At 47.9% G+C, this 21,518-nt stretch carries 25 protein-coding genes; 4 read left to right on the plus strand and 21 right to left on the minus strand.

The features are described from left to right. The first annotated feature begins 132 nt into the window (after nucleotides 1-132). Nucleotides 133-303, plus strand: coding sequence for a hypothetical protein (locus GT360_RS13955; protein ID WP_164649431.1), 171 nt, complete (start codon nucleotides 133-135; stop codon nucleotides 301-303). Nucleotides 304-814: 511 nt separating this feature from the next. Here GT360_RS13955 and GT360_RS13960 read toward each other — a convergent pair. The 14 genes from GT360_RS13960 to flgB all read right to left on the minus strand — a co-directional run bounded on the left by GT360_RS13960 (nucleotide 815) and on the right by flgB (nucleotide 12,667). Beyond that, complete coding sequence (locus tag GT360_RS13960) at nucleotides 815-1,657, minus strand: flagellin N-terminal helical domain-containing protein (RefSeq protein WP_164649432.1); 843 nt, start codon at nucleotides 1,655-1,657, stop codon at nucleotides 815-817. Nucleotides 1,658-1,836: 179 nt separating this feature from the next. Next, nucleotides 1,837-2,424: a hypothetical protein gene (locus tag GT360_RS13965; protein ID WP_164649433.1), complete on the minus strand. Its 588-nt coding sequence runs from the start codon at nucleotides 2,422-2,424 to the stop codon at nucleotides 1,837-1,839. A gap of 94 nt (nucleotides 2,425-2,518) precedes the next feature. After that, nucleotides 2,519-3,574 (minus strand): hypothetical protein, encoded by a 1,056-nt coding sequence (locus GT360_RS13970; RefSeq protein ID WP_164649434.1) that lies wholly within the window; start codon nucleotides 3,572-3,574, stop codon nucleotides 2,519-2,521. A gap of 69 nt (nucleotides 3,575-3,643) precedes the next feature. Then, the gene (flgL, locus tag GT360_RS13975) at nucleotides 3,644-4,552 is read right to left on the minus strand and encodes a flagellar hook-associated protein FlgL (RefSeq protein WP_164649435.1); all 909 of its coding nucleotides are present in this window, start codon (nucleotides 4,550-4,552) and stop codon (nucleotides 3,644-3,646) included. Nucleotides 4,553-4,561: 9 nt separating this feature from the next. Continuing rightward, a complete protein-coding gene (gene flgK, locus GT360_RS13980; protein WP_164649436.1) occupies nucleotides 4,562-5,935 on the minus strand; it encodes a flagellar hook-associated protein FlgK in 1,374 nt (457 codons plus the stop codon). After that, nucleotides 5,932-6,498 (minus strand): rod-binding protein, encoded by a 567-nt coding sequence (locus tag GT360_RS13985; protein WP_164649437.1) that lies wholly within the window; start codon nucleotides 6,496-6,498, stop codon nucleotides 5,932-5,934. The genes flgK and GT360_RS13985 overlap by 4 nt, the downstream gene beginning before the upstream one ends. Before the next feature lie 9 nt (nucleotides 6,499-6,507). Next, nucleotides 6,508-7,632: a flagellar basal body P-ring protein FlgI gene (locus tag GT360_RS13990; RefSeq protein WP_164649674.1), complete on the minus strand. Its 1,125-nt coding sequence runs from the start codon at nucleotides 7,630-7,632 to the stop codon at nucleotides 6,508-6,510. A 24-nt stretch (nucleotides 7,633-7,656) separates the two neighbouring features. Next, nucleotides 7,657-8,334: a flagellar basal body L-ring protein FlgH gene (gene flgH, locus GT360_RS13995; protein ID WP_164649438.1), complete on the minus strand. Its 678-nt coding sequence runs from the start codon at nucleotides 8,332-8,334 to the stop codon at nucleotides 7,657-7,659. A 20-nt stretch (nucleotides 8,335-8,354) separates the two neighbouring features. Continuing rightward, nucleotides 8,355-9,140, minus strand: a complete 786-nt coding sequence (gene flgG / locus GT360_RS14000; RefSeq protein WP_164649439.1) for a flagellar basal-body rod protein FlgG — start codon at nucleotides 9,138-9,140, stop codon at nucleotides 8,355-8,357. 11 nt (nucleotides 9,141-9,151) lie between these two features. Then, complete coding sequence (locus GT360_RS14005) at nucleotides 9,152-9,883, minus strand: flagellar basal body rod protein FlgF (RefSeq protein WP_164649440.1); 732 nt, start codon at nucleotides 9,881-9,883, stop codon at nucleotides 9,152-9,154. 11 nt (nucleotides 9,884-9,894) lie between these two features. After that, a complete protein-coding gene (gene flgE / locus GT360_RS14010) occupies nucleotides 9,895-11,085 on the minus strand; it encodes a flagellar hook protein FlgE (protein ID WP_164649441.1) in 1,191 nt (396 codons plus the stop codon). Between the two features lie 57 nt (nucleotides 11,086-11,142). Next, nucleotides 11,143-11,853: a flagellar hook capping FlgD N-terminal domain-containing protein gene (locus GT360_RS14015; RefSeq protein WP_164649442.1), complete on the minus strand. Its 711-nt coding sequence runs from the start codon at nucleotides 11,851-11,853 to the stop codon at nucleotides 11,143-11,145. A 10-nt stretch (nucleotides 11,854-11,863) separates the two neighbouring features. Continuing rightward, entirely contained in the window at nucleotides 11,864-12,298 is a 435-nt protein-coding gene (flgC, locus tag GT360_RS14020; protein WP_164649443.1) for a flagellar basal body rod protein FlgC, read from the minus strand. 3 nt (nucleotides 12,299-12,301) lie between these two features. Next, nucleotides 12,302-12,667: a flagellar basal body rod protein FlgB gene (flgB, locus tag GT360_RS14025; RefSeq protein ID WP_164649444.1), complete on the minus strand. Its 366-nt coding sequence runs from the start codon at nucleotides 12,665-12,667 to the stop codon at nucleotides 12,302-12,304. A gap of 192 nt (nucleotides 12,668-12,859) precedes the next feature. Here flgB and flgA point away from each other — a divergent pair, with 192 nt between their 5' ends. The 3 genes from flgA to GT360_RS14040 all read left to right on the plus strand — a co-directional run bounded on the left by flgA (nucleotide 12,860) and on the right by GT360_RS14040 (nucleotide 14,409). Beyond that, complete coding sequence (flgA, locus tag GT360_RS14030) at nucleotides 12,860-13,591, plus strand: flagellar basal body P-ring formation chaperone FlgA (RefSeq protein ID WP_164649445.1); 732 nt, start codon at nucleotides 12,860-12,862, stop codon at nucleotides 13,589-13,591. An 81-nt stretch (nucleotides 13,592-13,672) separates the two neighbouring features. Next, nucleotides 13,673-13,963 carry a flagellar biosynthesis anti-sigma factor FlgM gene (gene flgM / locus GT360_RS14035; protein WP_164649446.1) on the plus strand — a complete coding sequence of 97 codons (291 nt, stop codon included), beginning with the start codon at nucleotides 13,673-13,675 and terminating at the stop codon, nucleotides 13,961-13,963. Nucleotides 13,964-13,971: 8 nt separating this feature from the next. Beyond that, nucleotides 13,972-14,409, plus strand: coding sequence for a flagella synthesis protein FlgN (locus tag GT360_RS14040; RefSeq protein ID WP_164649447.1), 438 nt, complete (start codon nucleotides 13,972-13,974; stop codon nucleotides 14,407-14,409). A gap of 9 nt (nucleotides 14,410-14,418) precedes the next feature. Here GT360_RS14040 and GT360_RS14045 read toward each other — a convergent pair whose 3' ends face one another. Genes GT360_RS14045 through GT360_RS14075 form a run of 7 tightly spaced genes read right to left on the minus strand, consistent with a single transcriptional unit; the run spans nucleotide 14,419 to nucleotide 21,517 of the window. After that, entirely contained in the window at nucleotides 14,419-14,862 is a 444-nt protein-coding gene (locus GT360_RS14045) for a flagellar FliJ family protein (protein ID WP_164649448.1), read from the minus strand. Then, complete coding sequence (gene fliI / locus GT360_RS14050) at nucleotides 14,852-16,195, minus strand: flagellar protein export ATPase FliI (protein ID WP_164649449.1); 1,344 nt, start codon at nucleotides 16,193-16,195, stop codon at nucleotides 14,852-14,854. Before fliI ends, GT360_RS14045 begins: the two co-directional genes overlap by 11 nt. Then, nucleotides 16,192-17,052: a flagellar assembly protein FliH gene (fliH, locus tag GT360_RS14055; protein WP_164649450.1), complete on the minus strand. Its 861-nt coding sequence runs from the start codon at nucleotides 17,050-17,052 to the stop codon at nucleotides 16,192-16,194. The genes fliI and fliH overlap by 4 nt, the downstream gene beginning before the upstream one ends. A gap of 1 nt (nucleotide 17,053) precedes the next feature. After that, nucleotides 17,054-18,079 carry a FliG C-terminal domain-containing protein gene (locus tag GT360_RS14060; RefSeq protein ID WP_164649451.1) on the minus strand — a complete coding sequence of 342 codons (1,026 nt, stop codon included), beginning with the start codon at nucleotides 18,077-18,079 and terminating at the stop codon, nucleotides 17,054-17,056. Continuing rightward, nucleotides 18,069-19,802 (minus strand): flagellar basal-body MS-ring/collar protein FliF, encoded by a 1,734-nt coding sequence (gene fliF, locus GT360_RS14065; RefSeq protein ID WP_164649452.1) that lies wholly within the window; start codon nucleotides 19,800-19,802, stop codon nucleotides 18,069-18,071. Before fliF ends, GT360_RS14060 begins: the two co-directional genes overlap by 11 nt. Nucleotides 19,803-19,812: 10 nt before the next feature. Continuing rightward, nucleotides 19,813-20,145 (minus strand): flagellar hook-basal body complex protein FliE, encoded by a 333-nt coding sequence (fliE, locus tag GT360_RS22010; RefSeq protein WP_164649453.1) that lies wholly within the window; start codon nucleotides 20,143-20,145, stop codon nucleotides 19,813-19,815. A 16-nt stretch (nucleotides 20,146-20,161) separates the two neighbouring features. After that, entirely contained in the window at nucleotides 20,162-21,517 is a 1,356-nt protein-coding gene (locus GT360_RS14075; RefSeq protein WP_394242860.1) for a sigma-54-dependent transcriptional regulator, read from the minus strand. Nucleotide 21,518: the final 1 nt, after the last annotated feature.

The following is a 21,518-nucleotide window of genomic DNA, read 5'->3' on the forward strand; positions in this document are numbered from 1 at the left end:
ACTTTCCTACTTGTTTTTGCTGCCTATGCGGCTCAGTGATTCAATCAGGTATAAACACATCCCCACCCTCTTAGAGCAAAATGCGTTCCAATATTAAACCTGTTCGTTTTTGACGCTTTTCAGCACTATTTCATGGCGAAAGGCGTAACTTTTGCGCATTTTCAGCGCCAGCTTGATATTTTGCGGAAGGGGAACTTCCGCTTAACGGAAGAGAGTGTTTTCACCATTTATTCCGCTTTAAAAATCGTTAAAAACCATCAGGTTTCAAACAATAAAAAACGACTTGGAGTGGTGATTTCTTAATTGATTTTGTGGGGAATTAGCAGTGATTAAACTCAGGACATTTAACCTTTAAAAGGAATGTCACCCGTAAATAGAGCTTCACCTATAAACGGGTCGTTATCCATAAGCCGGTCGTCACCCTGAATTTATTTCAGGGCTACCAACCGCACGTTGGGATAGCCGAAAGTCGTGAGTAGATGCTGAAATGAATTCAGCATGACGAGGCTTTGGGGGCATCGAACCGAGACGGATAACGTACTATCATTCAAAAAATGGGGAGCCCCATAAACGGGTCATCATCTATAGATGGGTCTTCACCTAAAAACGAGGCGTCATCCATAAACAGGTCGTCACCCTGAATTTATTTCAGGGTCTACTAACCACGCGTTGGGATAGTCGAAAGACGTGACTAGATGCTGAAATAAATTCAGCATGACGGCACAAGAGGCTGATAAAACTGACACATACAAAGAAAAAACCGCAGCCAAGCAGCTGCGGTTTTGCATGAAACTATAAGGAAAGGAGTAATCGATTAGATTAGGCTCATTACCATGCCAGACATGCCGTTTGCTTGAGAAAGCATAGACATAGACATTTGCGTTAGCATCTGGTTCTTCATCATGTTTGAAGACTCAACAGCGTAGTCAGTATCCATGATACGACCTTTCGCCATTTCAGTGTTCTCACGCATGTTACCAAGGTTAACAACAGTGTGGTCTAGACGGTTGATTGTCGCACCTAGAGCAGAACGCGTCTCAGAAATACCATTATCACCTGATAAAAGATCATCGATTGCATCCATTGCACCTTGTGCACTATCGTGGTCATTAAGGGTTGCATTCGACGCAGCTGTGATGAAACCTTCGATCGCTGTGATGTTAGCTTCTAGATTGACGTCTAGAGTCTCACCAGAAGATGCACCAATCTGGAACGTCATCTCTTGAGATAGTAGACCACCTGAAAGAAGTGTGTTGCCTGAGCCGTACTCAGTGTTCGTCATGATGCTGTCAAGCTCTAGAGCTAGCTCATCCCACTCCGCCTGCATCGCAGCACGCTCAGAATCGCCGTTTGAGTCGTTCGCAGCTTGTGTTGCTAGGTCTTTCATGCGGTGTGCGATGTTAGTCATCTCATCGAAAGCACCTTCTGCTGTTTGCAGCATAGAGGTTGCATCTTGTGCGTTACGTGATGCTGTTGACAAACCGTTTACTTGAGATTGTAGGCGAGTAGCGATTTGTAGGCCTGCAGCATCGTCAGATGCTGAGTTTACGCGGAAGCCCGTTGAGATGCGCTGCATCGCTTGGTCCATTTGACCAGATACTTTATTGATGTTGTTTTGCGTCAGTAGTGACGTGTAGTTAGTGTGGATAGATAGCATGGTTAAGTCCTCTTTTGGTTATGCTGTATCTCTTACATAGCTACAAAACGTCATGCTCAAACTTGAGCTTAAATGAAAAATTGCTGCTTTTTTCGCCCACGACAAGAAAAAAAATTTATTAAGGGCAATTTCCACCTTTTTTGTGCAAAATCCACGATATTTCTGCATTAATTTGATACCTAAATAACTAATAGCAAGATAGCAGTGACACCAAAAGTTAAGACCAAGATACGTTTTAGCCAGATAATACTGAAGTCATTGTCGTTAGAGTAAGAGGAAAGTTTATTGTTCGGCCCCCATAACAGCTGCAATGGTTCAACCATATCCATTCCACGACTCACCAAATGCCAACCGCCGCTGATTGAGGGAATAAGCTTCAATGCTTGTTCACTCGCTAACGTTGAAGCAAGAAGCACCGCTTCCCCTTGGGCGATTTGCCATCTAACCTGATGTACCTGCCCTTCTAACTCGAATTTTGCTGTCAATATCCCATTCTCTGTCGGCATACGCAGTGTTGGAGACACCATTTGCTGTACTTGATATAGGGCCTCTTTGCTGGTTGCCGTGCTGGAATGTGGTGGGTAAAGCATTCTCACCACTTGCCACTGTGCTAGCGGCATCGTCATATGTGGCAGTTGCTGCTGACCGGCTCTTGCCGGTACATGACTGGCACTTTGTGATGGTTGTGAAAGCTGCTGTTCACTTTTTAGCTGCTGCGGTTCGATACGAACCAGTTTTTCTATCCCTGGAGGAAGTTGTGATTGCATCTTTGCCTCACTGGTTAAATTTAAGGTAATAAAAAGCCCTCAGAGTAGAGGGCTAATGATTGATGACTAGAAGCTGGGCTCTCGAAAAATTTAACTATCGAGAGAGCAATGCGACCACCGTGTGGCGATGGACATTCGCTTGCGTCTGGATATTGCGGTAAACCTGAGTAAAACTCATCTCAACCGGAAGGATATTCTGTAAATCCTTTTGCACTGACTCCAAAGAGAGATCAGAGAGAATCGCATGCTGATTGCTGATGTTCGCCATCTTCTCATTGATGTTTCTGCGATAATCACGCAGTTCTTGCACGCTGGCTTTGACTTGCTGGATCAATTGCTTGGTTTCCGCCTGGCTACTTTGCAGTGCTTGGCGATCAGCTTTGAGTTTGGTCGGCTCAAATCGCAGTTGAGTGGTTTCCACTCGAGCACGGTTGGCTTTACCAGCAGGAAAACGCTCGCCCTGCCCAGTCACTTTTAGACTCTTTTGCAATCGCTCCCAGTCGCCCTCGTTGCTGCTAAACACAAGCTGACGCTTTTTATCCAGCCCTACGCCAATCCCATGTTCGTTGAACGCCTGACGGAACTGCTGTGCTTGTTTTTCAGGTGTTGCATTGGCCGGGATTTTAACTGGCACCGCACTAGCTCCACCTTTACCTAAGTTGAATACCAGCATCTCATCACGGTTAACCACACGCTGAGTATCTAGCCCTCTCACTTTAAAGGTCGTTTGCGCCTCACCGTGATAAATAGGTTTTAACTGACGGCTAAGAACGGATTGCCCTTGATACTCTGCTTGCTGGAAACGGTTTTCCAAGCTTGAAGTCAGTTTTTCGAAATTTGCCTCAAGTTGGTGAGACGCTTGTGAAGAGCGAGAAGCATTGCTCAGTCGTTTATTAAGCTCGGCAAGGCCTTTACCTATTTCCAACAGGCTCTGCTCGGCCACTTGCGCTGAAGCCAACTGCTGTTGAGCTCGTTGCAGTAAGCTTTGCTGGCGAGTATGTTCTGGCGTCAGAGTGCGAGATAGACGAATAGGATCGCGTTGGCGACTCTCTGCTACTGAGCTCGTCTGCTCAGCACGCTTAGCAATGACGCTTGGCTGATGATTGTTGCCTGCGGAGGCGGTTCTAAAGTCGCTAATTTGAGAAACCATATCTTACCTATCTTTATTGTCTGTCTTAGTGGTTAGGTAGAGCGGCGCAAACGCCACTCAATCGATATCTTACATCATGCTGAACAGAGACATGTTGGCCGTTTTCATATAAGTGGCCTGGGTTGCCTGTAGTGCAAGTAAGTAGTTGTTGAACTCAATCATTGCATCGGCGTAATCAAGATCTTCTAGCTGACCGATGAGGTGATTATTAAACAGCTCCACCTCACTGTGGCCATCAGACATAGTCGTCAGTGTATTCTGGCGTACACCCAGGTTTGTGATTTCACCCGTTACATTGCCCAACGCTTGATCTAGCATATTGATGCTGCTTTCAAGAAGATCACTGTCTGTTGGACTAAAGTTCGGATCGCGTAGCTCTGTGATAAGTTCATCGAGTTGGTCAAATAGGTTCGAACCATCCTCGTTGAAGAACATATCGCCTGCATTAACGTTCAGCTTAACTGTCACACCATCACCGATCACAACCTCACGGATGCCATCATCGCCATTGTAGACCCAGTTGCCTTCTTCATCTCTGTCCAGTGGCTTAGTGTTCACTTCATTACCAGAGAAGATATATTTACCATTCTCATCTTTCGCGTTAATCAGCGACACCAACGTATCTTGAAGCTGCTCGAGCTCACTGGCGATCGCCTCACGCTCTGCAGGGCCGTTAGTATCATTACCTGCCCACAACATTAAATCGCGGATCTGTTGCATCACATCAACGCCATTTGACAGGTAGGTTTCTTGGCTTTTGAGCGCGAGATCGGCGGCATCGATATTACTTTGATACTGTCCGATAGCCGCCTGTTGACGACCAAGACTCATCACCCGAGTCGCTGCCATTGGATCATCCGATGGTAATAGCACTCGCTTACCCGTCGCCATCTGCTGCATCAGTTTGTTCAAGCCTAACGAGTTGTTGTTAAGGCTTGAAGACATCATTTGACTGTATTGATTAGTACTTACGCGCATGATTAATCCTTAGTAGAACAACTGCATTACAGCAGAGAATGTTTGGTTGGCCGTATTAATAACTTGCAAGTTCGCTTGATACGCTTGTTGGTACTTCATCAAGTTGACCGCTTCCTCATCCATGTTGACGCCACTGGTGCCTGATTTTTCTACCGTCGCTTGCACATAAATATTGCTCGCAGCTTGATAGTCAGATTGTGCTTGGCGAGATTTCACCGCCACATCACCAACTAATGAGGTAAAGGCACCACCAAGCGTTTGAGTGCCAAGATGGCCGATATCAAACTCTTGCTCTTGGATTTCAATCAACTTCAGCAAATTTCCATTATCGCCAGGGGTGCCATCACCAGATAGTGCCAAGTCTTCAGCTTTGAAGTCTGGGTCCACTTTGATTGTGGCCGCTGGATTTTCTGGGTCGAAGATAAACAGTGGTTTACCAGCCTCGCCATTCAGGTCAAAACCTTCTGCCAGTTGATCGTTGAACGCTGTAGCAAACTCAAGAGCGATGTCATTGATGACATCCATTGCCGGTTTCAACACGTCATGTTCATAGTCGTCCAGCGCCCCTAGCTTACCACCGATATCATTACCCACAGGGAAGTCTTGGCCATTAAAGCTCAGAGACAGTACCTTGCTTTGTGGGTTACTAGGATCGGTAGTAAGACCAAACTGGGCCACTTGATTGCCACTTAATAGCGGTTGGCCGTTTGGTAGTGAGAGATCAAGGGTGCCATCGCCAGCATCTGTAACGCGCACTTCAACGATTTCAGACAGTTCTGTAATCAGTACATCACGCTCATCCTGCAGTGCAGAGGTGTTTGCGCCTGCCGCTTCGCCTTTGCGAATCTCTTCGTTGAGCTTATTGATGTTGGTCAGTATGCTGTTGGCTTGCGAAACCGCAGATTCACGCTGCTGGTTTAGATCCGCATATTGACCATCAAGAGAGCTACTTAGCTGGTTAAAACGGTTAGCTAAGGCTTCCGCTTCACTGATGATCTGTGTGCGGTGCGCTGAGTTATAAGGAGACACGCTCGAGCCATTTAAGGCAGAGAAGAAGCTATTGAAACCTTGGTCTAGGTCCATAGAGTCAGCTGATAACAAGTTTTCCAAACGTACTAGCTGCTGAGCCGAAGTCGACGTTGCGCCAATCATAGAACTTGCGCGGAATAGTTGGTTAGTTTGGTATTGGTCTGTAATACGGCGAATGCTGTTTACGCTCACGCCATTACCGGCCTCTCCCATACCCTTTGGCCCAACGGTACCAAATACCGCTTGCTGACGGCTATATCCAGGGGTATTGATGTTGGCCACGTTTTGCGCTGTCACATTCATACCAACATTGCTGGCGTTGATACCTGACAAACCAATGTTCATCAAACTCATAGTGTCGACTCCTTATCATTAACCAGCAGTAGAGGTTGCTGAAATGCTCGTGTATTTTGAGAATTAGCAACGGCTTGTTCCTGCTGCTGTTGTGAATATAAAGCGACCTCTTGGCCTGAATCCTTAAATGTATTCATGGCTAATTCACTGTCAAAATCACCTTTCGCTCTGGAGAGCTGCTCAACGATGGATTCTGCTAGACCCAAACGTCCTTTTGCCATCTCAATCGAGATTTGTCCGTCAAAGAACTCTTGGTAGGTTTTTAGCTCTCGGCTACTAAACAGAGGGTTGTCCTCATCATTGCTTAAGGCTTCACTTGCCTGACGCATCTGCTTGAGCACCATCTGCAAAAACATCGACTCAAACTGCTCTGCCACCCCTTCCAAGGCTTGCTGCTCATCCGCGAGCTTCAAGTCATTAAGGTTACGGCTATCAAACGCAGTCACGGTTCCTGTAACTGAGTCTGAGGTGCCAGAGTTCTTTGCGATTGGAGACTGTCCGATTGCATTCAAAGGCATAGCCTGCAGTGCCATTGGGTTTACCGGCATAATAGTTACACTCATGACTTATCCCTATATCACTACCAGCTCTGCGTTTAACGCACCGGCGGTATTCAGCGCTTGTAAAATTGCCATCACATCATCCGGTGACGCGCCAAGACTGTTAACGGCATTGACGATCGTCTCTAGCTCCACACCTTCCGGCCAGATAAACATCGGATTGCGCTCTTGGGTAATATCGATGTCTGTTTCAGGCACGATGGCGGTATTGCCCCCGGCAAACGCATTTGGCTGGCTCACGTTAAACGATTCACCAATGGTCACGGTTAAGTTGCCATGGCTTACGGCAGCACGGCCTATTTGAACACCTTGCCCCACCACTACAGTGCCAGTTCGAGTGTTAAATACCACGCGCGCACGCTGGCGACCAATATCGACTTTCATCTCTTCAAGCATCGACATGAAAACGACACGCTGCTCGAGATCTTCTGGCGCTTGTAGCTCAATGCGACCATGGCTAACGGCAACTGCAGTATCAGGGCCAAACATCTCATCAACGGTGCGAGAAATGTTTCTTGCCGTGGTGAAGTTAGGTTGTAGTAGATTGAGAGTGACGATTGGCTTGGATACAAAATCCGATGGGATCTCACGCTCAATGATGGCGCCTGAAGGAATGCGGCCACTGGTTGGCACATTAACTGTGATACTCGAACCCGTGCGGCCTTCGGCTTTAATACCACCCACCACTAAGTTGCCTTGTCCGACCGCATAGACCTGACCGTCAATCGCACGCAGTGGTGTCATCAACAGCGAGCCGCCACGCAGACTTTTCGCGTCACCAATCGAAGACACGGTAATGTCGATAGTCTGGCCTTTGCCAGCCATAGGTGGAATAGAAGCGTGAACACTTACCGCTGCCACGTTACGCAGCTTCGGGTCGATATTGTCATCCAGCTGCAAGCCAAACTGGCGCAACATATTGGTGACCGACTGACTGGTAAACTTCACTTGGTTACGGTCACCGGTGCCATCCAAACCAACCACTAGGCCGTAGCCTACCAGTTGGTTCTCACGCAGCCCTTGAATATCCACCAAATCAATCAAGTGACGTTCACTTGCTGAAAATGACTCGTTCGCTTTCACTTGTTGAGTGAAGATGATAAATACAGTGACAAGAAAGAGGCTTAGTACAGCCATAATTTTATTAATCATTGTGGCCTCTTACAGTGGAAAGAGTGGGTTAACAAACAACTTAGTCAACCAACCCGCTTCGTTAGCATCGGCTAAGATGCCACTTTGTGAATAGGTAATGCGCGCATCACCCACTCGCTGAGAGGAAATTTCGTTGCCGTTATTGATGTCATCGACACGCACCAAGCCATTAAGACGAATGAACTCATCGCCTTGATTCAAGCGCAGCCACTTCTCACCTTTGATTCTCAAGACACCGTTCGGTAGCACTTCATGAACCATGACCGTAATCGAACCACTCAAAGAGTTGCGCTGAGAGCTGGCAGAGCCACCGTTGAAGTCGCGGTCGCCCGACAGATTACCAGAGCCACTCCCTGCGCGACTTCCAGTGTCATAACCACCCGAGATCCCCGCTGAAGAGCTCTTACCGAAGTTGGTGTTCGCTTGCTTACTTGAGCGCGTATCTTCATCGAGTGATACCGTCAAGATATCCCCCACGCGATAAGCTCGTCGGTCTTGGAACAGCGTCCAGATATAGTCATCACGATAAACTGAGCCTGAGCTTGCTGCTGGCAGAGAATAGTCTAGAGCCGGTGGTGCATAGACATCGTCATCGGGTGCTGGTCGGTCTTCAATCAGCGGCGTACTGTTCGAGACACAGCCTGCTAACACGAAAACACTACACAACAGTGTTAGCCATCTTTGCATGAGTGCTACCTTCCTAGTGCTTAGAGAACTTGGTTAACGTACTGAAGCATTTCATCCGAAGACGATAGCGCTTTTGCGTTCATTTCATAGCCGCGCTGAGTGGTGATCATATCCACCATCTCTTCCACAACCTGAACGTTTGAGCCTTCAAGAACGCCCTGCTTTAGCTGACCAAATGCACCCTCACCTGCGATACCATCAATAGGCTCACCACTTGATGCCGTTTGGCGGTACATATTGCCACCCAGCGCTTCAAGGCCGGCTGGATTAATAAAGTTAGCCAGTGTAATTTGGCCAATATCAACCGGAATATCGTTGTTGGCCACTTTCGCAGTCACTGTGCCGTCGTTACCAATCGTGATGGTTTCTGCGTCATCGGGTACCTGAATGTTCTGCGCAAGCGGTAGGCCTTGTGCCGTCACCACCATGCCTTCTGAGTTCAAATGGAACTGACCGTTACGTGTGTAAGCAAGCTCACCATCGGCTGTCTCAAGCTCAAAGAAGCCTTGACCATCAATAGCGACATCGAGACTTTGGTTTGTGGTTTGGTACATACCTTCAGTGAAGACTTTTTGCGTACCAACAACACGCACACCCGAGCCCAACTGAATACCACTTGGCAGTTCGTTCACTTCATCAACCATCGCGCCAGGCTGGCGTTGGATCTGATAGAACAAGTCTTCAAATGCCACGCGGTCGCGCTTGTAGCCAACAGTGTTTACGTTAGCCAGGTTGTTGGAAATGGTCGCCATTTTTGCATCTTGAGCGGCAAGACCGGTTTTACTAATCCATAGTGCTGCGTTCATTTATCTTTCCTCTACGCGCGAAGCAGGCGATTACCTGCCTCAGCAATTTTTTCTGCGGTTTGCATCATTTTCAGTTGCATTTCAAAGTTGCGGCTAAGCTGCATTGACGCCACCATCTCCTCGACAGCAACAACATTACTCTGCTCTAAAAAGCCAGAAACCATCATTACTTCACCATCTTCCGCTGGTGCAAACGGCTCTTGACTACCGAACAGACCCGTTTCGAGTTTCTGAAGCTCAGCAACGTCAGGGTTCACCAGTTTCACCTGGCCGATATCAATCGCGATCTCTTCACCCTCCGGCACAATGCTGATGGTGCCGTTATCGCCAAACTCAATTGAACTGAATAGCGGGACGTTAATAGGGGCGTCATCATTGCCAAGCAGCGGCATATCATTAATTGATAGGTCACCCTCTGGGTCGCGTTCTACATTACCCGCGCGGGTATAGACTTGCTCACCGTCAGGTGTCTGCACAGCAAAAAAACCGTCACCACGAATCGCTAAATCAAGCGATCGGTCGGTTTGTTGCAGCGCTGCTGGGTCGAAGCGAGTACCGCTGGTTTGTGGCTGCACGAGCGCACGAGTGTCATACGCGGCACCTTGTACGGCGTAAGACTGAGCACGCTCCATATCTGCACGAAAGCCATGCGTATTGATGTTCGCAAGGTTGTTAGTCGTGATTTGCTGCGCGGTAAACACCCGTGAGGCACCCGATGCAGCGGTATAAACCATCTTATCCATCTAGCGTGCGCCTACAGGTTGAAGAGTACTTGAGTCAGCGTTTGCTGAGTTGATAGAGACTGTGCGTTTGCTTGATAGTTGCGCTGCGCTGTCATCAAGCCCACTAGCTCACCAGTTAGGTCAACGTTTGACTCTTCAAGGTAGCCTGCACTCAATGCACCAAGTGTACCTGTACCAGGGGCTCCAACTAGAGGTTGGCCCGATGCTTGAGTCGCACTCCATGCTGTGTTTCCTACTTGAACCAAACCACCGCTATTTGGGAAATCAGCGAGTACTACCTGGCCCTGCATCATTCGCTCACCATTGCTGTAGTTTGCAAATAGGAAGCCGTCTTCATCGATGGTGACACCTGTCAACTCACCCGCAGTGTGGCCATCTGAACGGTTAGTAGAAACCGCAAAGTCGCTGCCGTATTGGGTTGTGCCACTCATCGCAATATCAAATTCCATTGCAGAGGCACCATTTTCTGGGTTGAAGCTAATACCAACATTACCTGTTGGAGCCGTTAGATTACCCTCTGTGTCAAAGGTCATCGTTGTGGTTTCATCCAGAACGTCACCGTTCATGGTGTAGTGTACTTCCCACTCGTTCTCATCGGTTTTCACAAAGTACTGAGTCAGCGTGTGCTCATTACCTAGAGAGTCATAAACGGTCGTCGTGTAAGACGAGTTGTAGCTGTCGTTGTTTTCAGGATCAAACTCATTCTCGTCCGTATCAATCACTGACGCGCCAGCATCAAGGTTGGCGGCAAAATCGACTTTGTCAGTCGCTTTGGCTGGAACAGAGCCTGTCTTCACTTGCAGATCAGACACCACACCTGTCATCACATTACCATTAGCATCAACGTTGTAGCCTTGTAGACGATCACCATTGTTGTTCACAATGAAGTTGTCTTTATCTTGATGGAACATACCCGCACGCGTGTATGACGTCGTACCGTCTGAACCTTCTAGAACAAAGAAACCATTGCCACCAATTGCTAAGTCCATAGAGCGACCTGTCATGACCATGTTTGCGCCATTAAAGCTTTGTGATACCGTCGACATTTCAACACCACCACCCATGCCGCCATTCATTACGGCTGCAAACTCGGCGCGTGAAGACTTGTAACCCACCGTTGAAACGTTGGCGATGTTGTTACTGATTGTGTTTAGCTCTTGAGAAGTGGAATTTAGACCACTCATTGCAATGTTGAAGCTCATTCTATTGATTCCTAAATATCTAATTTCATGTCTATAACTCGCATAAAGCCCTATGGCTTACTTTCTCGCGAGACGACTCATAAACGGAGAAACAGATGGCGTGTCATCACTAACCTCAAGATCGCCATACTGAGTAACTTGGAAAAACGGCACGTAACCAACACCAGAGATAAGAAACTCCGGTGAACCACCACCTGGTGGGATACGCATTTTTTCGATAACGCCATCGAGCATAAGCTCTGGTGAATATGAAGAATCATCAGTCACCACTGATAATTGATATTGACCATCCGGCAAACCGAGTGCTTTAGGGTCAAGAACAAAGTCCACTTCCCCTTCTTTGTGAGCACCCAGCTCGATGGTTTCTACCAGCTGATCAGCATCATCACGAATTTCAATGTTGAGGCTCTCGACAGCACTGGTTAGGTCAATTACACCTTTATGAGTCTCGCCATCAAACTCGACTTCATCGGTAGAAACACGCACCTCTTGGCCTACCATACCTGCTGTGGTTAGTACCTGAATGTTATCGAGCAGTACCATCTGGTTGGTCACTGTCGAGTTCATGTTTTGCATGGTCTCAACCTGCGTCATCTGCGCCAATTGAGTCATGAACTGAGTGGTATCTAGTGGGTCCAATGGTGTTTGGTTTTGGATTTGCGCAATCATCAGCGTTAGGAACGTGTTGTCCTGACCGCCATTAGAGGCGATTTGCCCATCGTGACCAGCTGAAGCGTTGGCATTGTCATCTGACATTACTGCTAGCATGATTTATTCCCTACTGACCAAGTTTAAGAAGGCCCTGCTGCATGCTGCGCGTGCGGCTTAGGACATCAACATTCGTTTCGAAACTGCGTGATGCTGACATCATGTCAGCCATCTCATGCACCACATCGACATTCGGGTAGAACACATAGCCATCGGCGTCAGCTATTGGGTTGCCCGGCTCATAACGCTTATCAAGTGGGCTATCGGTGTTCACAACATCCAACACCTGCACTCGAGCACCGGACGTTGGATTCGTTGGTCCAAAAAGAGATTGCTGATGCTGCTCATAAACCGTTGCAAACACCGGCTTACGGGCGCGATACGTATCCGCTTCCGTCGTTGAGCCAGAGTTCGCATTTGCTAAGTTACTCGCGATGGTGTTGAGGCGCGTCGTTTGCGCCGTCATCGCTGAGCCAGTGATCTGATAAATATCTGCAAAAGACATAAATTACTGCCCTGTTATGGCTGTCGACAGCCCTTTAAACTTCATATTGAGAAAGGTCAAACTGGTTTCAAAATCCATTGAATTCTGAGCAAACATCGCCTGCTCAACACCCAACTCAACGGTGTTACCATCGATGGCGTTGTTGTATGGATTGCGATATTTCAGCTGCTGCGCAGACAAACCCACGGATTGACCTGATTGGACACGACTTTCCACTTCTGCCAGTGCAGCTTGAAAATCATAGTCACGCGCTTTAAATCCAGGGGTATCGACATTAGCCAAATTACCTGCGATAACCTTTGAGCGCTCCGCACGCAGATTTAACGCGTGAGGATGTACGCCAAGTGCACTATCAAAACTGATTGTCATTGAGTATCCTTGCCAATATTTTCTTGGTTAGGCGCAATACATAACAAGATACGTGCCAAAATTTAAATTACTGATTTTAAAGAGATTAACTCGGGTGGATAAGCTAATGGGAAGCACCATTTCCGCCCCAAGAGGAAGTAACAACGGAAGCAGGAAAAGAACATTCATGAGAGAGAAGAGAGTGTTGTAGCGATGAGAAATAAACGATTGTTGGTGAGCGCCTTTATGCTTGTTTTTGTCAGTCCGTTCACCTTGGCGAAGAGTGATATAGACACCACAAAGAACGAGAAAATATCACAGGTGCTAAAAGGTGATGTGATGCGTCAGGTCGAGCATATGACGAAACGAAATCAGTGGACTCTATCAAAACAAACGCTCTCCACCACGCTCCCCTCTGGGAGCCATCGATTGAGCTGCGAGCAACCACTTACAGTAGAAAGACGCGATAAACGTCGCCTTCCAGCAGGCAATCTTCGCTATCGTGTCAATTGCCCAGACGACGAGGGTTGGTCTATACAAGCGCAAGCTTATTTTGATGCCTCTGTGCCTGTCGTCTACGCAAAACAGACCATTGCTAAAGATAAGGTATTGTTCAGTGATGATATTGAGATAAGAAGCATGTCTCTGGCTCGCATGAATCGAGATTTTGTTTCCCAACCTTCTCGCCTCATTGGCCAACGAGCTCAACGACAATTGCGCCAAGGAAAAGTGATCGCTCCAGAGAGAGTCAGTGCCCCTTATGTCATTCATCGAGGCGAACAAGTGGTGATGATTGCTCAAGGGACAAACTTTTCGACTTCAACGGCGGGGGTAGCACTGGAAAGTGGCTATGAACGACAGCAAATTCGAGTTCGCAATACCAGTTCTGGAAACGTGATTAATGCCATCGTTATTGAGCCTGGCAAGGTAAAAAGTATCTTCTAATTTGTCTGCGTCACTTTTTAAGCTCCCAATAAAGCGTGTCGTTATTAGATAGTGACCCAAACCAGTAAAGAGAAATCAACAATGAAAATTGGTCCAAACGCAAATCCAAACGTGCTTAAAGTGAATCCACCAGAAAGTAAGCCTGTTGAAAAAGCAACGGCAGATAAATCAGCTAAGGCAAATGTGACACCATTGGCCCAAGTAAGCCCGCAAGCTCAGCAACTTGAGTCCCTGCAGCAAGAGCTTAGCGCTCTACCTGATGTTGACCTAGAGCGTGTTAACCAAGTTCGTGCAGAATTAAAACAGGGCGACTTTAACGTTGACCTCAATGAGCTGGCTAGCGCTATCTTAAACACTCACCAACGTGACTAGAGATGGCGATGAATAGCGACAAAATAGCGGCCATCAAAGCTTTTATTCAAGCAGTAAACTTGGATGTTCAAGACTATCAGGCACTGCTAAAAGTTCTAAAAGCACAGCATACCATGCTGACAAAGCGTGATTCAGAACGCTTGGAACAGACCGCTGCACAATACCAAAAGTTTCTAGCAAAGCTGGAAGATAGGGCCGCTAAACGCAGCCAACTACTGATGCGTATCGGTGTATCTTCTGATGCAAAAGGGGTTGAGAAGCTGATTGAGGCTTTGCCTGATAGCATCGCGAAACCTCTCACAAAAAACTGGATAAAACTGCAAGAGTCGGTCTCTGAGTGCCAAGCTCAAAATGAGCGCAATGGCCATCTACTCTCTATGCAGCAAAGTATTTTGACTGAATTGACTCAATCATCTTCTGAGTCACAAATCTACGCGCCAGAATAACCCCAGTCTTTACTGGGGTAGGCTTCCATTTAATCTGCGCTGAAAATATCGTTGTGCACCGATCTCATCATTCAATCTCTGCTCTGTTCTCATTGCCTTGGAAAGTTCGATCTTACGGCGTTTATCCAACACAGTATCCAAACTCTTAACGCGAACATTCTGCTGTTGTAGATGTGATTGCAAACGGCGCTGCTCTGCTTGGGCGAGCGCAAAGTGCTGTTGTTGTAGCTTCTCTAAGTGTTGCAAATCATCACGCAGTTGATGTCGATTACGCCAAGCCATTGCACTTTCGCCGTCGATCACTTGGCACTCATCATAAATAGACTTTAGCTGCTCAACATTTTGCTCGAAGCGTGCACTTTGCATCTGTTGTTTTTGCAGCTGCTGACCGATTTTTTCGAGCCTGTCTTGGTTCATATCTCGAAAGCGCTGCAATCCTTGTTTAGCGGCCATGACCAATCTCTCCTATTAACTCAGCCAACTGCTGTTGTGATTTTCCAAAATCAGACGCTTCATCTTGAGCCTGCTGCAAAAAACTCATCAGCGCCGGATAGACTCGCACTGCGGTATCCATCACCTCATCATTTCCGGGCTGATAGCCTCCTAATGGGATCAGCTCTTTGACTTCTTGGTAACGACTGTAAAGGTGCTTAAATTGCATCACGTTCTCTACCTGCGGCTTATCAACCACCAAAGGCATAGTACGTGAGATAGACTGTGCGATATCAATCGCAGGATAGTGTCCAGATTCGGCCAACTGACGGCTGAGAACAATGTGGCCATCAAGTATGGCGCGAGCGCTATCAGCAATCGGGTCTTGTTGATCATCCCCTTCCGTTAACACCGTATAGATGGCGCTCATACTCCCTTCGGGGTGGTGACTATTGCCTGCTCGCTCGACAAGCTGAGGTAGCATGCTAAAAACAGAAGGTGGGTAACCTTTGGTGGCCGGTGGCTCACCAAGTGCCAAGCCGATTTCCCGCTGTGCCATCGCATAACGGGTTAATGAATCCATTAACAAGAGAACATCTTTACCTTGGTCTCGATAGTGCTCTGCAACGCGATGACAAAGTTGAGAAGCGCGCAAGCGCATCAGCGGTGATTCGTCGGCAGGAGAAGCAATTACAATAGCCTTGGCTAATCCCTCTTTACCCAAGGCGTGATCGATAAATTCCTTCACCTCACGACCCCGTTCACCTATCAAACCCACCACTACGACATCGGCTTGAGTTTGACGTGTGATCATGCCAAGCAGCACACTCTTACCAACACCACTGCCAGCAAAAAGCCCCATACGTTGCCCTTTACCCATGGTCAGCATGCTGTTGATCGCTCTGACACCAACATCGAGAGGTTGGGTGATCGGTTGGCGCTTCATTGGGTTCACCGCTTGACCTTGTAAGCTAATTCGCTCACCAAGGCCCAGCGTTCCGAGATCATCAATCGGTTCACCCAAGCCATTAATCACTCGGCCGAACCAATCATCACTGATGTTTAGATGACACTCACCCTCGACTGGCCAAACTCTCGCACCTGAAAACAACCCTGTTGCAGGTCGGATCGGCATCAAGTAAGCAACGTCGTGATTAAAGCCCACTGTCTGAGCTTCAATCTTCTCACCCGACCCCGTTTCCACTAAACAGCGTTGGCCCGTTAACAGCCGACAACCAACCGCCTCAAGCATCAAGCCTGTGACTTTAACAAGGCGACCCGTGACTTTCGCGACAGGGATCGCCTCTATTGAGGCCATTGCCTCTTGTAAGCGCTGGTCTATGGCACTGGTCATAATGCTGGCTCAGCGGTTTTTTCGAGCTCAGCAGCGGGCTCTTCAAGCAAGTGCTTTTTCACCGACTCCATGCAGGTTTCTAATCGTTGATCGCAACCGGCATCCGCTTCAGCGTTCTTGGTGACAATACGACAATCACCCTGACGCAAAGTCGGATCACACACAATATTCCACTGCTCAATCTTCTCAGCAGCCACCTCTTGAATACGTGAAAACTCTTCCTGGGCCATCATCACTTTAATGCCAACAGGTTCACTAGGTAATGTTTCTAGTGTTTCCTCGACCAAGGCCAAAATCTGTTGTGGTTGCAGGGTCAGTTCACAGCGAATCACCTGCTGCGATACTTTTTTCACTAGCTCACACACCTGTTCTCGTTGGCGACGCTCTTGTTCAACAAACAGTTTGTCGAGTTTTTCCGCCATTAAGGCAAAAGGCTTTGCCGCTTCAACAAACGCCTTTTTGCCTTCTTGCTTGCCCTGCTCTATACCTTGCTGCTGGCCAGCGACCAGGCCTTGTTCAAAACCCTGAACTTGCCCTTTCTCTAGACCTTCTTTGACACCTTCGTCGTAGCCTTTGGTCATGCCCAGTTGGAAGCCTTGGCTGTATTGCTGTTGAATATCACCGCTACTCTCTTCAAGTGCGTCTGGCTCATTTTCAAAACTCAGCTCAGGCTCACCATCGGAAAAAGTGTCAAACTCATCAAAGCCAGTAAACTCTCCAAGACCGAACTCATCATCCAAGCTCGGCTCAGGCTGATGCGTGGGCGCCTTCAGTGCCGATGGCTCGACAATCGGTGGAAACCGAAAGCTTCGATATTGATGCGGCTCTAAGCGTACGATGCGATTACGTTTTGACATATTAGTCCACCGTTTTTTCTTGGTAGAGCTGTAGGGTTAGTTCACCCGACTCATTCAACTCTCGGACATAATCCATCACATCATTGCGTGCGCGTCTTACTTGGCTCATTGACACTTTACCCATCGCCGCCATTTCAGATTCGAAAGACTGGCGCATACGTTTAGGCAAAATAGAGAAGATAGCTTTACGAGTTTGTGCATCCGCGCCTTTCATCGCCATCGCCAAGGTTTCAATCGGTACCGATTCAACAATTTGCGTGCGAATCGCTTCTGACTGGCGAGCCAAAATACCAAACTCGTACATCTTACCCTTCAAGCGCTCAACCAAGTCATGGTCGTGCTCTTGCAGTGCTTCCATTAAGCTTGCTTGGTCACCTTGATAACGGTTGATGATGTCCGCTGCCTGCTGCTCACCCTCTACTACGGAGTTGGCGTTGTCAGCAAGATACTCGATGCAGCGATCGACGAGCTCTTGTAGCTCTTCTGCCACCTCTCGAGTCACTTCACTCAAGTTGGCAATACGGAATAGCAGCTCCTTTTGCGTCTCTTGATCGTACTCTTCGAGTGTTTCCGATGCGATATTGGCCGGCAAGAAGGCGATAAATAGTGCGCGCATCTGAATATGCTCATAACTGAGAAAATTCGCTAGCTGGCTTGGTTGTATCCATTGCAAGCGCTGCATCACTGTGCGAACTTCATCACCATAAATACTATCGAGAAGGTTACGTGCAAGACGACCGCCGAGGGCTTTATCCAGAGTACGCTGCAAGAATGTGCGCGATGCGCCACTGATACCAGATTGAGCACGAAACTCGTCAAAGAAGCCCTGTAAAACGAACTGAGCTTCAATACTCTTTATTGCAGGCTGGTGAGCCATCGCGTGACTGACCTTAAGAAGCTCATCACGTGACATGTGTGCCATGACTTGTGCTGCTGCGTCTTCTCCCATACTCAATAGCAGGATAGCCGACTTCTCTATTGGATTTAAAAGCACGTCATCTGGCAAAGATACATTATTAAGACTCATTCGAATTCACCCATTTTTTCACAACATCAGCAACACGCTCAGATTCAGCTGCAGTCAATTTCTGCAGGTGTTCAACTTGAACTTCGAGGTCAGAACCAAGAGGGGGTAGATCGTACAAGTCACCACTGCTTGTAGAGCTGCCTTCCATTTCATTCTCCACACTGCCGCCACCCATCATTGAGTCAATGAGGGCATCCGCTAAGTCTTGGTCACTGTCCATTTTCCCACTAGGGATCGCTGCTGGGCTTGGCGCTGCTGCTAAGCTTGCTGCTGACGTGCTCACCGCCAATGTGTGACTCTCACCGATGCTACGCTCAGATGGCGAGGTCGAGAGTGTTTTGATCAAAGGTCGTAGAACGAAGAAAATAAAGCTCAAAGTAATCAGTGCGTATAGACCATATTGGATCAGCACTAAATTATGTTGTTGATGCCACCACGGCATAGGGTCTGCTACCACCTCGGGCTCCCTTGCAAAATTAAATGCGTGCAAACTGAACTGGTCGCCACGCTCATCAATGTAACCCACAGAGTCTTTTACCATCTGTGCAATTTGCTCTAGCTCTGCTTGCTGCCAACCTTGCTCGCTAACTGAATCGTTTAGCAGAACAGAAACAGATAGATGCTCAATGCCGCCTTGTGCCATCTTGGTATGGCGGACTTTGCGTCCAAAATCGTATTGGCGAGAGTTTTCAGCACGCTCATTTCTCGACTCATTATTCGCCTGTTCGCCCTCCACTGGAGCTTGATTGCTTAGTGCACCTGGAATGCCAAGTGCCAATTGGCCTTGAGAGTTATCCTGAAGACTAAACTCAGAGCGCACAACAGGGTCGCCCTCTAAAGACTCTGCTGTTTCTTCAATCTGGTCGAAGTTTAGTGTCGCTGATACCTGAACTCTAAAGTTGCCCATACCCAGCAATGGCGTCAGCATATCCGTTGCGCGATGAACAATGTCGCGCTCTGTACGCTGCTGTATCTCATGGTACTGCACGCTCATGCGCGCCTGATTGCCATCACGAATGTCTGCACTGAGCAAATTACCGTGTTGATCGACAACAGAAACACCTTCAGCAGGCATGCCTGTAATGCTGCCGCTGACCAAGTTAACAATCGCCTCAACCTGCTGTTGCTCAAGTGTACGACCTGGTAATAGCTCTACCATGACTGCCGCAGAAGGTTTCTCTTCATTGATGCCGACAAACAAGGTGCGATTTGGGATAGCCAAATGAACACGAGCATTGTTAACCACATTGATGGCTAAAATAGTACGTGCAAGCTCACCCTCTAAACCTTGGCGGTAACGTGCATTTTCAATGAACTGACTTGTCCCCAAGCCCGTTGCTTTATCGAGAATATCTAAGCCTTGCGGAAGTTGTGCCTTAACACCATGGGCTGCCAGAGTAATTCGAGCATCCGCTAACTTGTTCTCAGGCACCAAGACTTGACCCGTTTGGTTATCAATCTTGTAGGCAATTTTTACCTGGGTCAGCACATCTAAAATTTCAGCACTGTCGTAACGCTCAGCCTCACCATATAACGCTCTATAAGGGACTGACTTGGTCCACAAAATCGCTACGATAAACAGCGTGATTAAAGCTGCTAGAATCGCAATGATGAATGCTTTGTGATGACTACTCTTAAACTCGGTTATCTTTTGTTGCCACTGCTTCCAACGTGCAGGGGTTTCTGCTTCGTTGGTCTGACTGTCTAATGTTGTTACGCTCATTTAACCCTCACTAAAGTGGCATTTTTAGTACATCGTCATACGCCGACAGCACTTTGTTTCTTACTTGCGATAGGGCTTGAAATGAAATGCTGGCCTTTTGACTAGCAACCATCGCCCCAACGAGATCATCTGAACGCCCGGCATCAACATCTGCGGTCAATTGGCTTGCATGCTGTTGATGATTGTCGACGTGACGAATCGCTTGTTTCATCGCGGTATGGAAATTATCTCTCTGACCTGTGTGTGGGTTAGCGTGAACCTCTGTGCCCAACTGAGCACGTTCTCGCATACTTCCCATTGTATTGATCATGCTCTGCTGCATAGCAGAATGTTGCGTTGACATGAAATGACTCTCTCAATTAAGCCGCTGTATGGGCATATTGGCGAACGGTATCGACATCAATCCCTTGCTCTCTCATCGCAGCAAGCTTGTAACGTAAAGCTCGCGTCGTGATCCCTAGGGCTTCTGCGGTTAAGTTTCTGCGACCGTCATACTTAGCTAACGTATCGAGAATGAACTGATTCTCAGCGTATTTCTTGGTGTTCTTTAGTCGCTCTTGTGGCTGCGTATCCGGCATCAATGAACGATTGATGGGGGCAGCAGCACTGGGTAGGGTTGGCAGCATTAAATCCTGAGGGGTAATCCAAGTGCTGTGTCGCATAACTAGAGCGCGCTGAATGGTATTTTCAAGCTCTCGAATGTTGCCCACCCAGTCATAGCTCACAAGGGCTTGCTGTGCTTCTGCCGTCAAGCGACACGTCTCGTTACAACCTCGGTTATATTTGGCGATGAAGTGCTCTGCCAGCGGTAAGATATCCTCTTTACGCTCGCGCAAAGGCGGCCACTGCAGTGGCAGCACATCCAATCGATAGTAAAGGTCTTGTCTAAAGCGTCGCTCACTCACTGCCTGTTGCAAGTCGACATTCGTCGCAGCGATAATTCGGATATCCAACTCAATCGCCTTGTGACTACCCAAGCGTTCAACTTGACGCTCTTGCAAAACGCGCAAAAGCTTCGCCTGCACAGCGAGCGGCATTTCACCAATTTCATCAAGCAACAAAGTGCCCCCTTCCGCCTCTTCAAACTTACCCGCTTGTGAGGTGGTAGCACCGGTGAATGCGCCCTTAACATGTCCAAATAGCACCGCTTCTAGCATCGACTCAGGAATGGCCGCACAGTTAATCGCAACAAAAGGTGCGTCTTTACGCGGCGAGTGTTGGTGCACATATTTGGCCAGTACCTCTTTTCCGGTCCCCGACTCCCCTGTTATTAATACAGTGGCATCGGTTTGCGCAGCGCGATGTGCAAGTTGCAACACCTGCTGGCTTCGCCAACTGCTTGCAACCAGATCATCTGAGGCTCTGCGTACGGTCGATACTCGTTTTATCAAGTCAATCAACTGTTGAGATTGATAAGGCTCCAACAGATAGTCAGAGGCACCCGCACGCATTGCTTCACTGGCAAGCTGATTGCTGGTGTAGTCCACCATCGCAATCGTCGTGGAGTGCGGTGAAAGGTGTTTCGATTTCTCGATAACTTCTAAAAGAGACATATCTTTGAGCTTAGAGGACGCAATCAAGATAGCGTCAGGCACAGCGCTCAATCGAATCAAGGCATCAAAACCATTGTTAAAGCAGACACAAGAATACCCTGCTAACTCAATTTCTTGCTGAACAGCATAAGTGTGCTCAAGGCATGGGTGAACAAAGATGATT

The organism is Vibrio astriarenae (assembly GCF_010587385.1).
Lineage (GTDB): Bacteria > Pseudomonadota > Gammaproteobacteria > Enterobacterales > Vibrionaceae > Vibrio > Vibrio astriarenae.

Bases quoted from the DNA above. Each gene is read 5' to 3' on its own strand.
- flgL (WP_164649435.1), bottom strand. From the start codon at position 4,552: ATGCGCGTAAGTACTAATCAATACAGTCAAATGATGTCTTCAAGCCTT.
- GT360_RS13990 (WP_164649674.1), bottom strand. From the start codon at position 7,632: ATGGCTGTACTAAGCCTCTTTCTTGTCACTGTATTTATCATCTTCACT.
- GT360_RS14045 (WP_164649448.1), bottom strand. From the start codon at position 14,862: ATGGCCGCTAAACAAGGATTGCAGCGCTTTCGAGATATGAACCAAGAC.
- fliE (WP_164649453.1), bottom strand. From the start codon at position 20,145: ATGTCAACGCAACATTCTGCTATGCAGCAGAGCATGATCAATACAATG.
- GT360_RS14040 (WP_164649447.1), top strand. From the start codon at position 13,972: ATGAATAGCGACAAAATAGCGGCCATCAAAGCTTTTATTCAAGCAGTA.
- flgC (WP_164649443.1), bottom strand. From the start codon at position 12,298: ATGTCTTTTGCAGATATTTATCAGATCACTGGCTCAGCGATGACGGCG.
- GT360_RS14060 (WP_164649451.1), bottom strand. From the start codon at position 18,079: ATGAGTCTTAATAATGTATCTTTGCCAGATGACGTGCTTTTAAATCCA.
- fliF (WP_164649452.1), bottom strand. From the start codon at position 19,802: ATGAGCGTAACAACATTAGACAGTCAGACCAACGAAGCAGAAACCCCT.
- GT360_RS13960 (WP_164649432.1), bottom strand. From the start codon at position 1,657: ATGCTATCTATCCACACTAACTACACGTCACTACTGACGCAAAACAAC.
- flgH (WP_164649438.1), bottom strand. From the start codon at position 8,334: ATGCAAAGATGGCTAACACTGTTGTGTAGTGTTTTCGTGTTAGCAGGC.
- flgK (WP_164649436.1), bottom strand. From the start codon at position 5,935: ATGAGTTTGATGAACATTGGTTTGTCAGGTATCAACGCCAGCAATGTT.
- flgB (WP_164649444.1), bottom strand. From the start codon at position 12,667: ATGACAATCAGTTTTGATAGTGCACTTGGCGTACATCCTCACGCGTTA.
- flgA (WP_164649445.1), top strand. From the start codon at position 12,860: ATGAGAAATAAACGATTGTTGGTGAGCGCCTTTATGCTTGTTTTTGTC.
- GT360_RS14005 (WP_164649440.1), bottom strand. From the start codon at position 9,883: ATGGATAAGATGGTTTATACCGCTGCATCGGGTGCCTCACGGGTGTTT.
- flgM (WP_164649446.1), top strand. From the start codon at position 13,673: ATGAAAATTGGTCCAAACGCAAATCCAAACGTGCTTAAAGTGAATCCA.
- GT360_RS13965 (WP_164649433.1), bottom strand. From the start codon at position 2,424: ATGCAATCACAACTTCCTCCAGGGATAGAAAAACTGGTTCGTATCGAA.
- flgE (WP_164649441.1), bottom strand. From the start codon at position 11,085: ATGAGCTTCAACATTGCAATGAGTGGTCTAAATTCCACTTCTCAAGAG.
- GT360_RS13955 (WP_164649431.1), top strand. From the start codon at position 133: ATGGCGAAAGGCGTAACTTTTGCGCATTTTCAGCGCCAGCTTGATATT.
- fliI (WP_164649449.1), bottom strand. From the start codon at position 16,195: ATGACCAGTGCCATAGACCAGCGCTTACAAGAGGCAATGGCCTCAATA.
- GT360_RS13985 (WP_164649437.1), bottom strand. From the start codon at position 6,498: ATGAGTGTAACTATTATGCCGGTAAACCCAATGGCACTGCAGGCTATG.
- GT360_RS13970 (WP_164649434.1), bottom strand. From the start codon at position 3,574: ATGGTTTCTCAAATTAGCGACTTTAGAACCGCCTCCGCAGGCAACAAT.
- fliH (WP_164649450.1), bottom strand. From the start codon at position 17,052: ATGTCAAAACGTAATCGCATCGTACGCTTAGAGCCGCATCAATATCGA.
- flgG (WP_164649439.1), bottom strand. From the start codon at position 9,140: ATGAACGCAGCACTATGGATTAGTAAAACCGGTCTTGCCGCTCAAGAT.
- GT360_RS14015 (WP_164649442.1), bottom strand. From the start codon at position 11,853: ATGCTAGCAGTAATGTCAGATGACAATGCCAACGCTTCAGCTGGTCAC.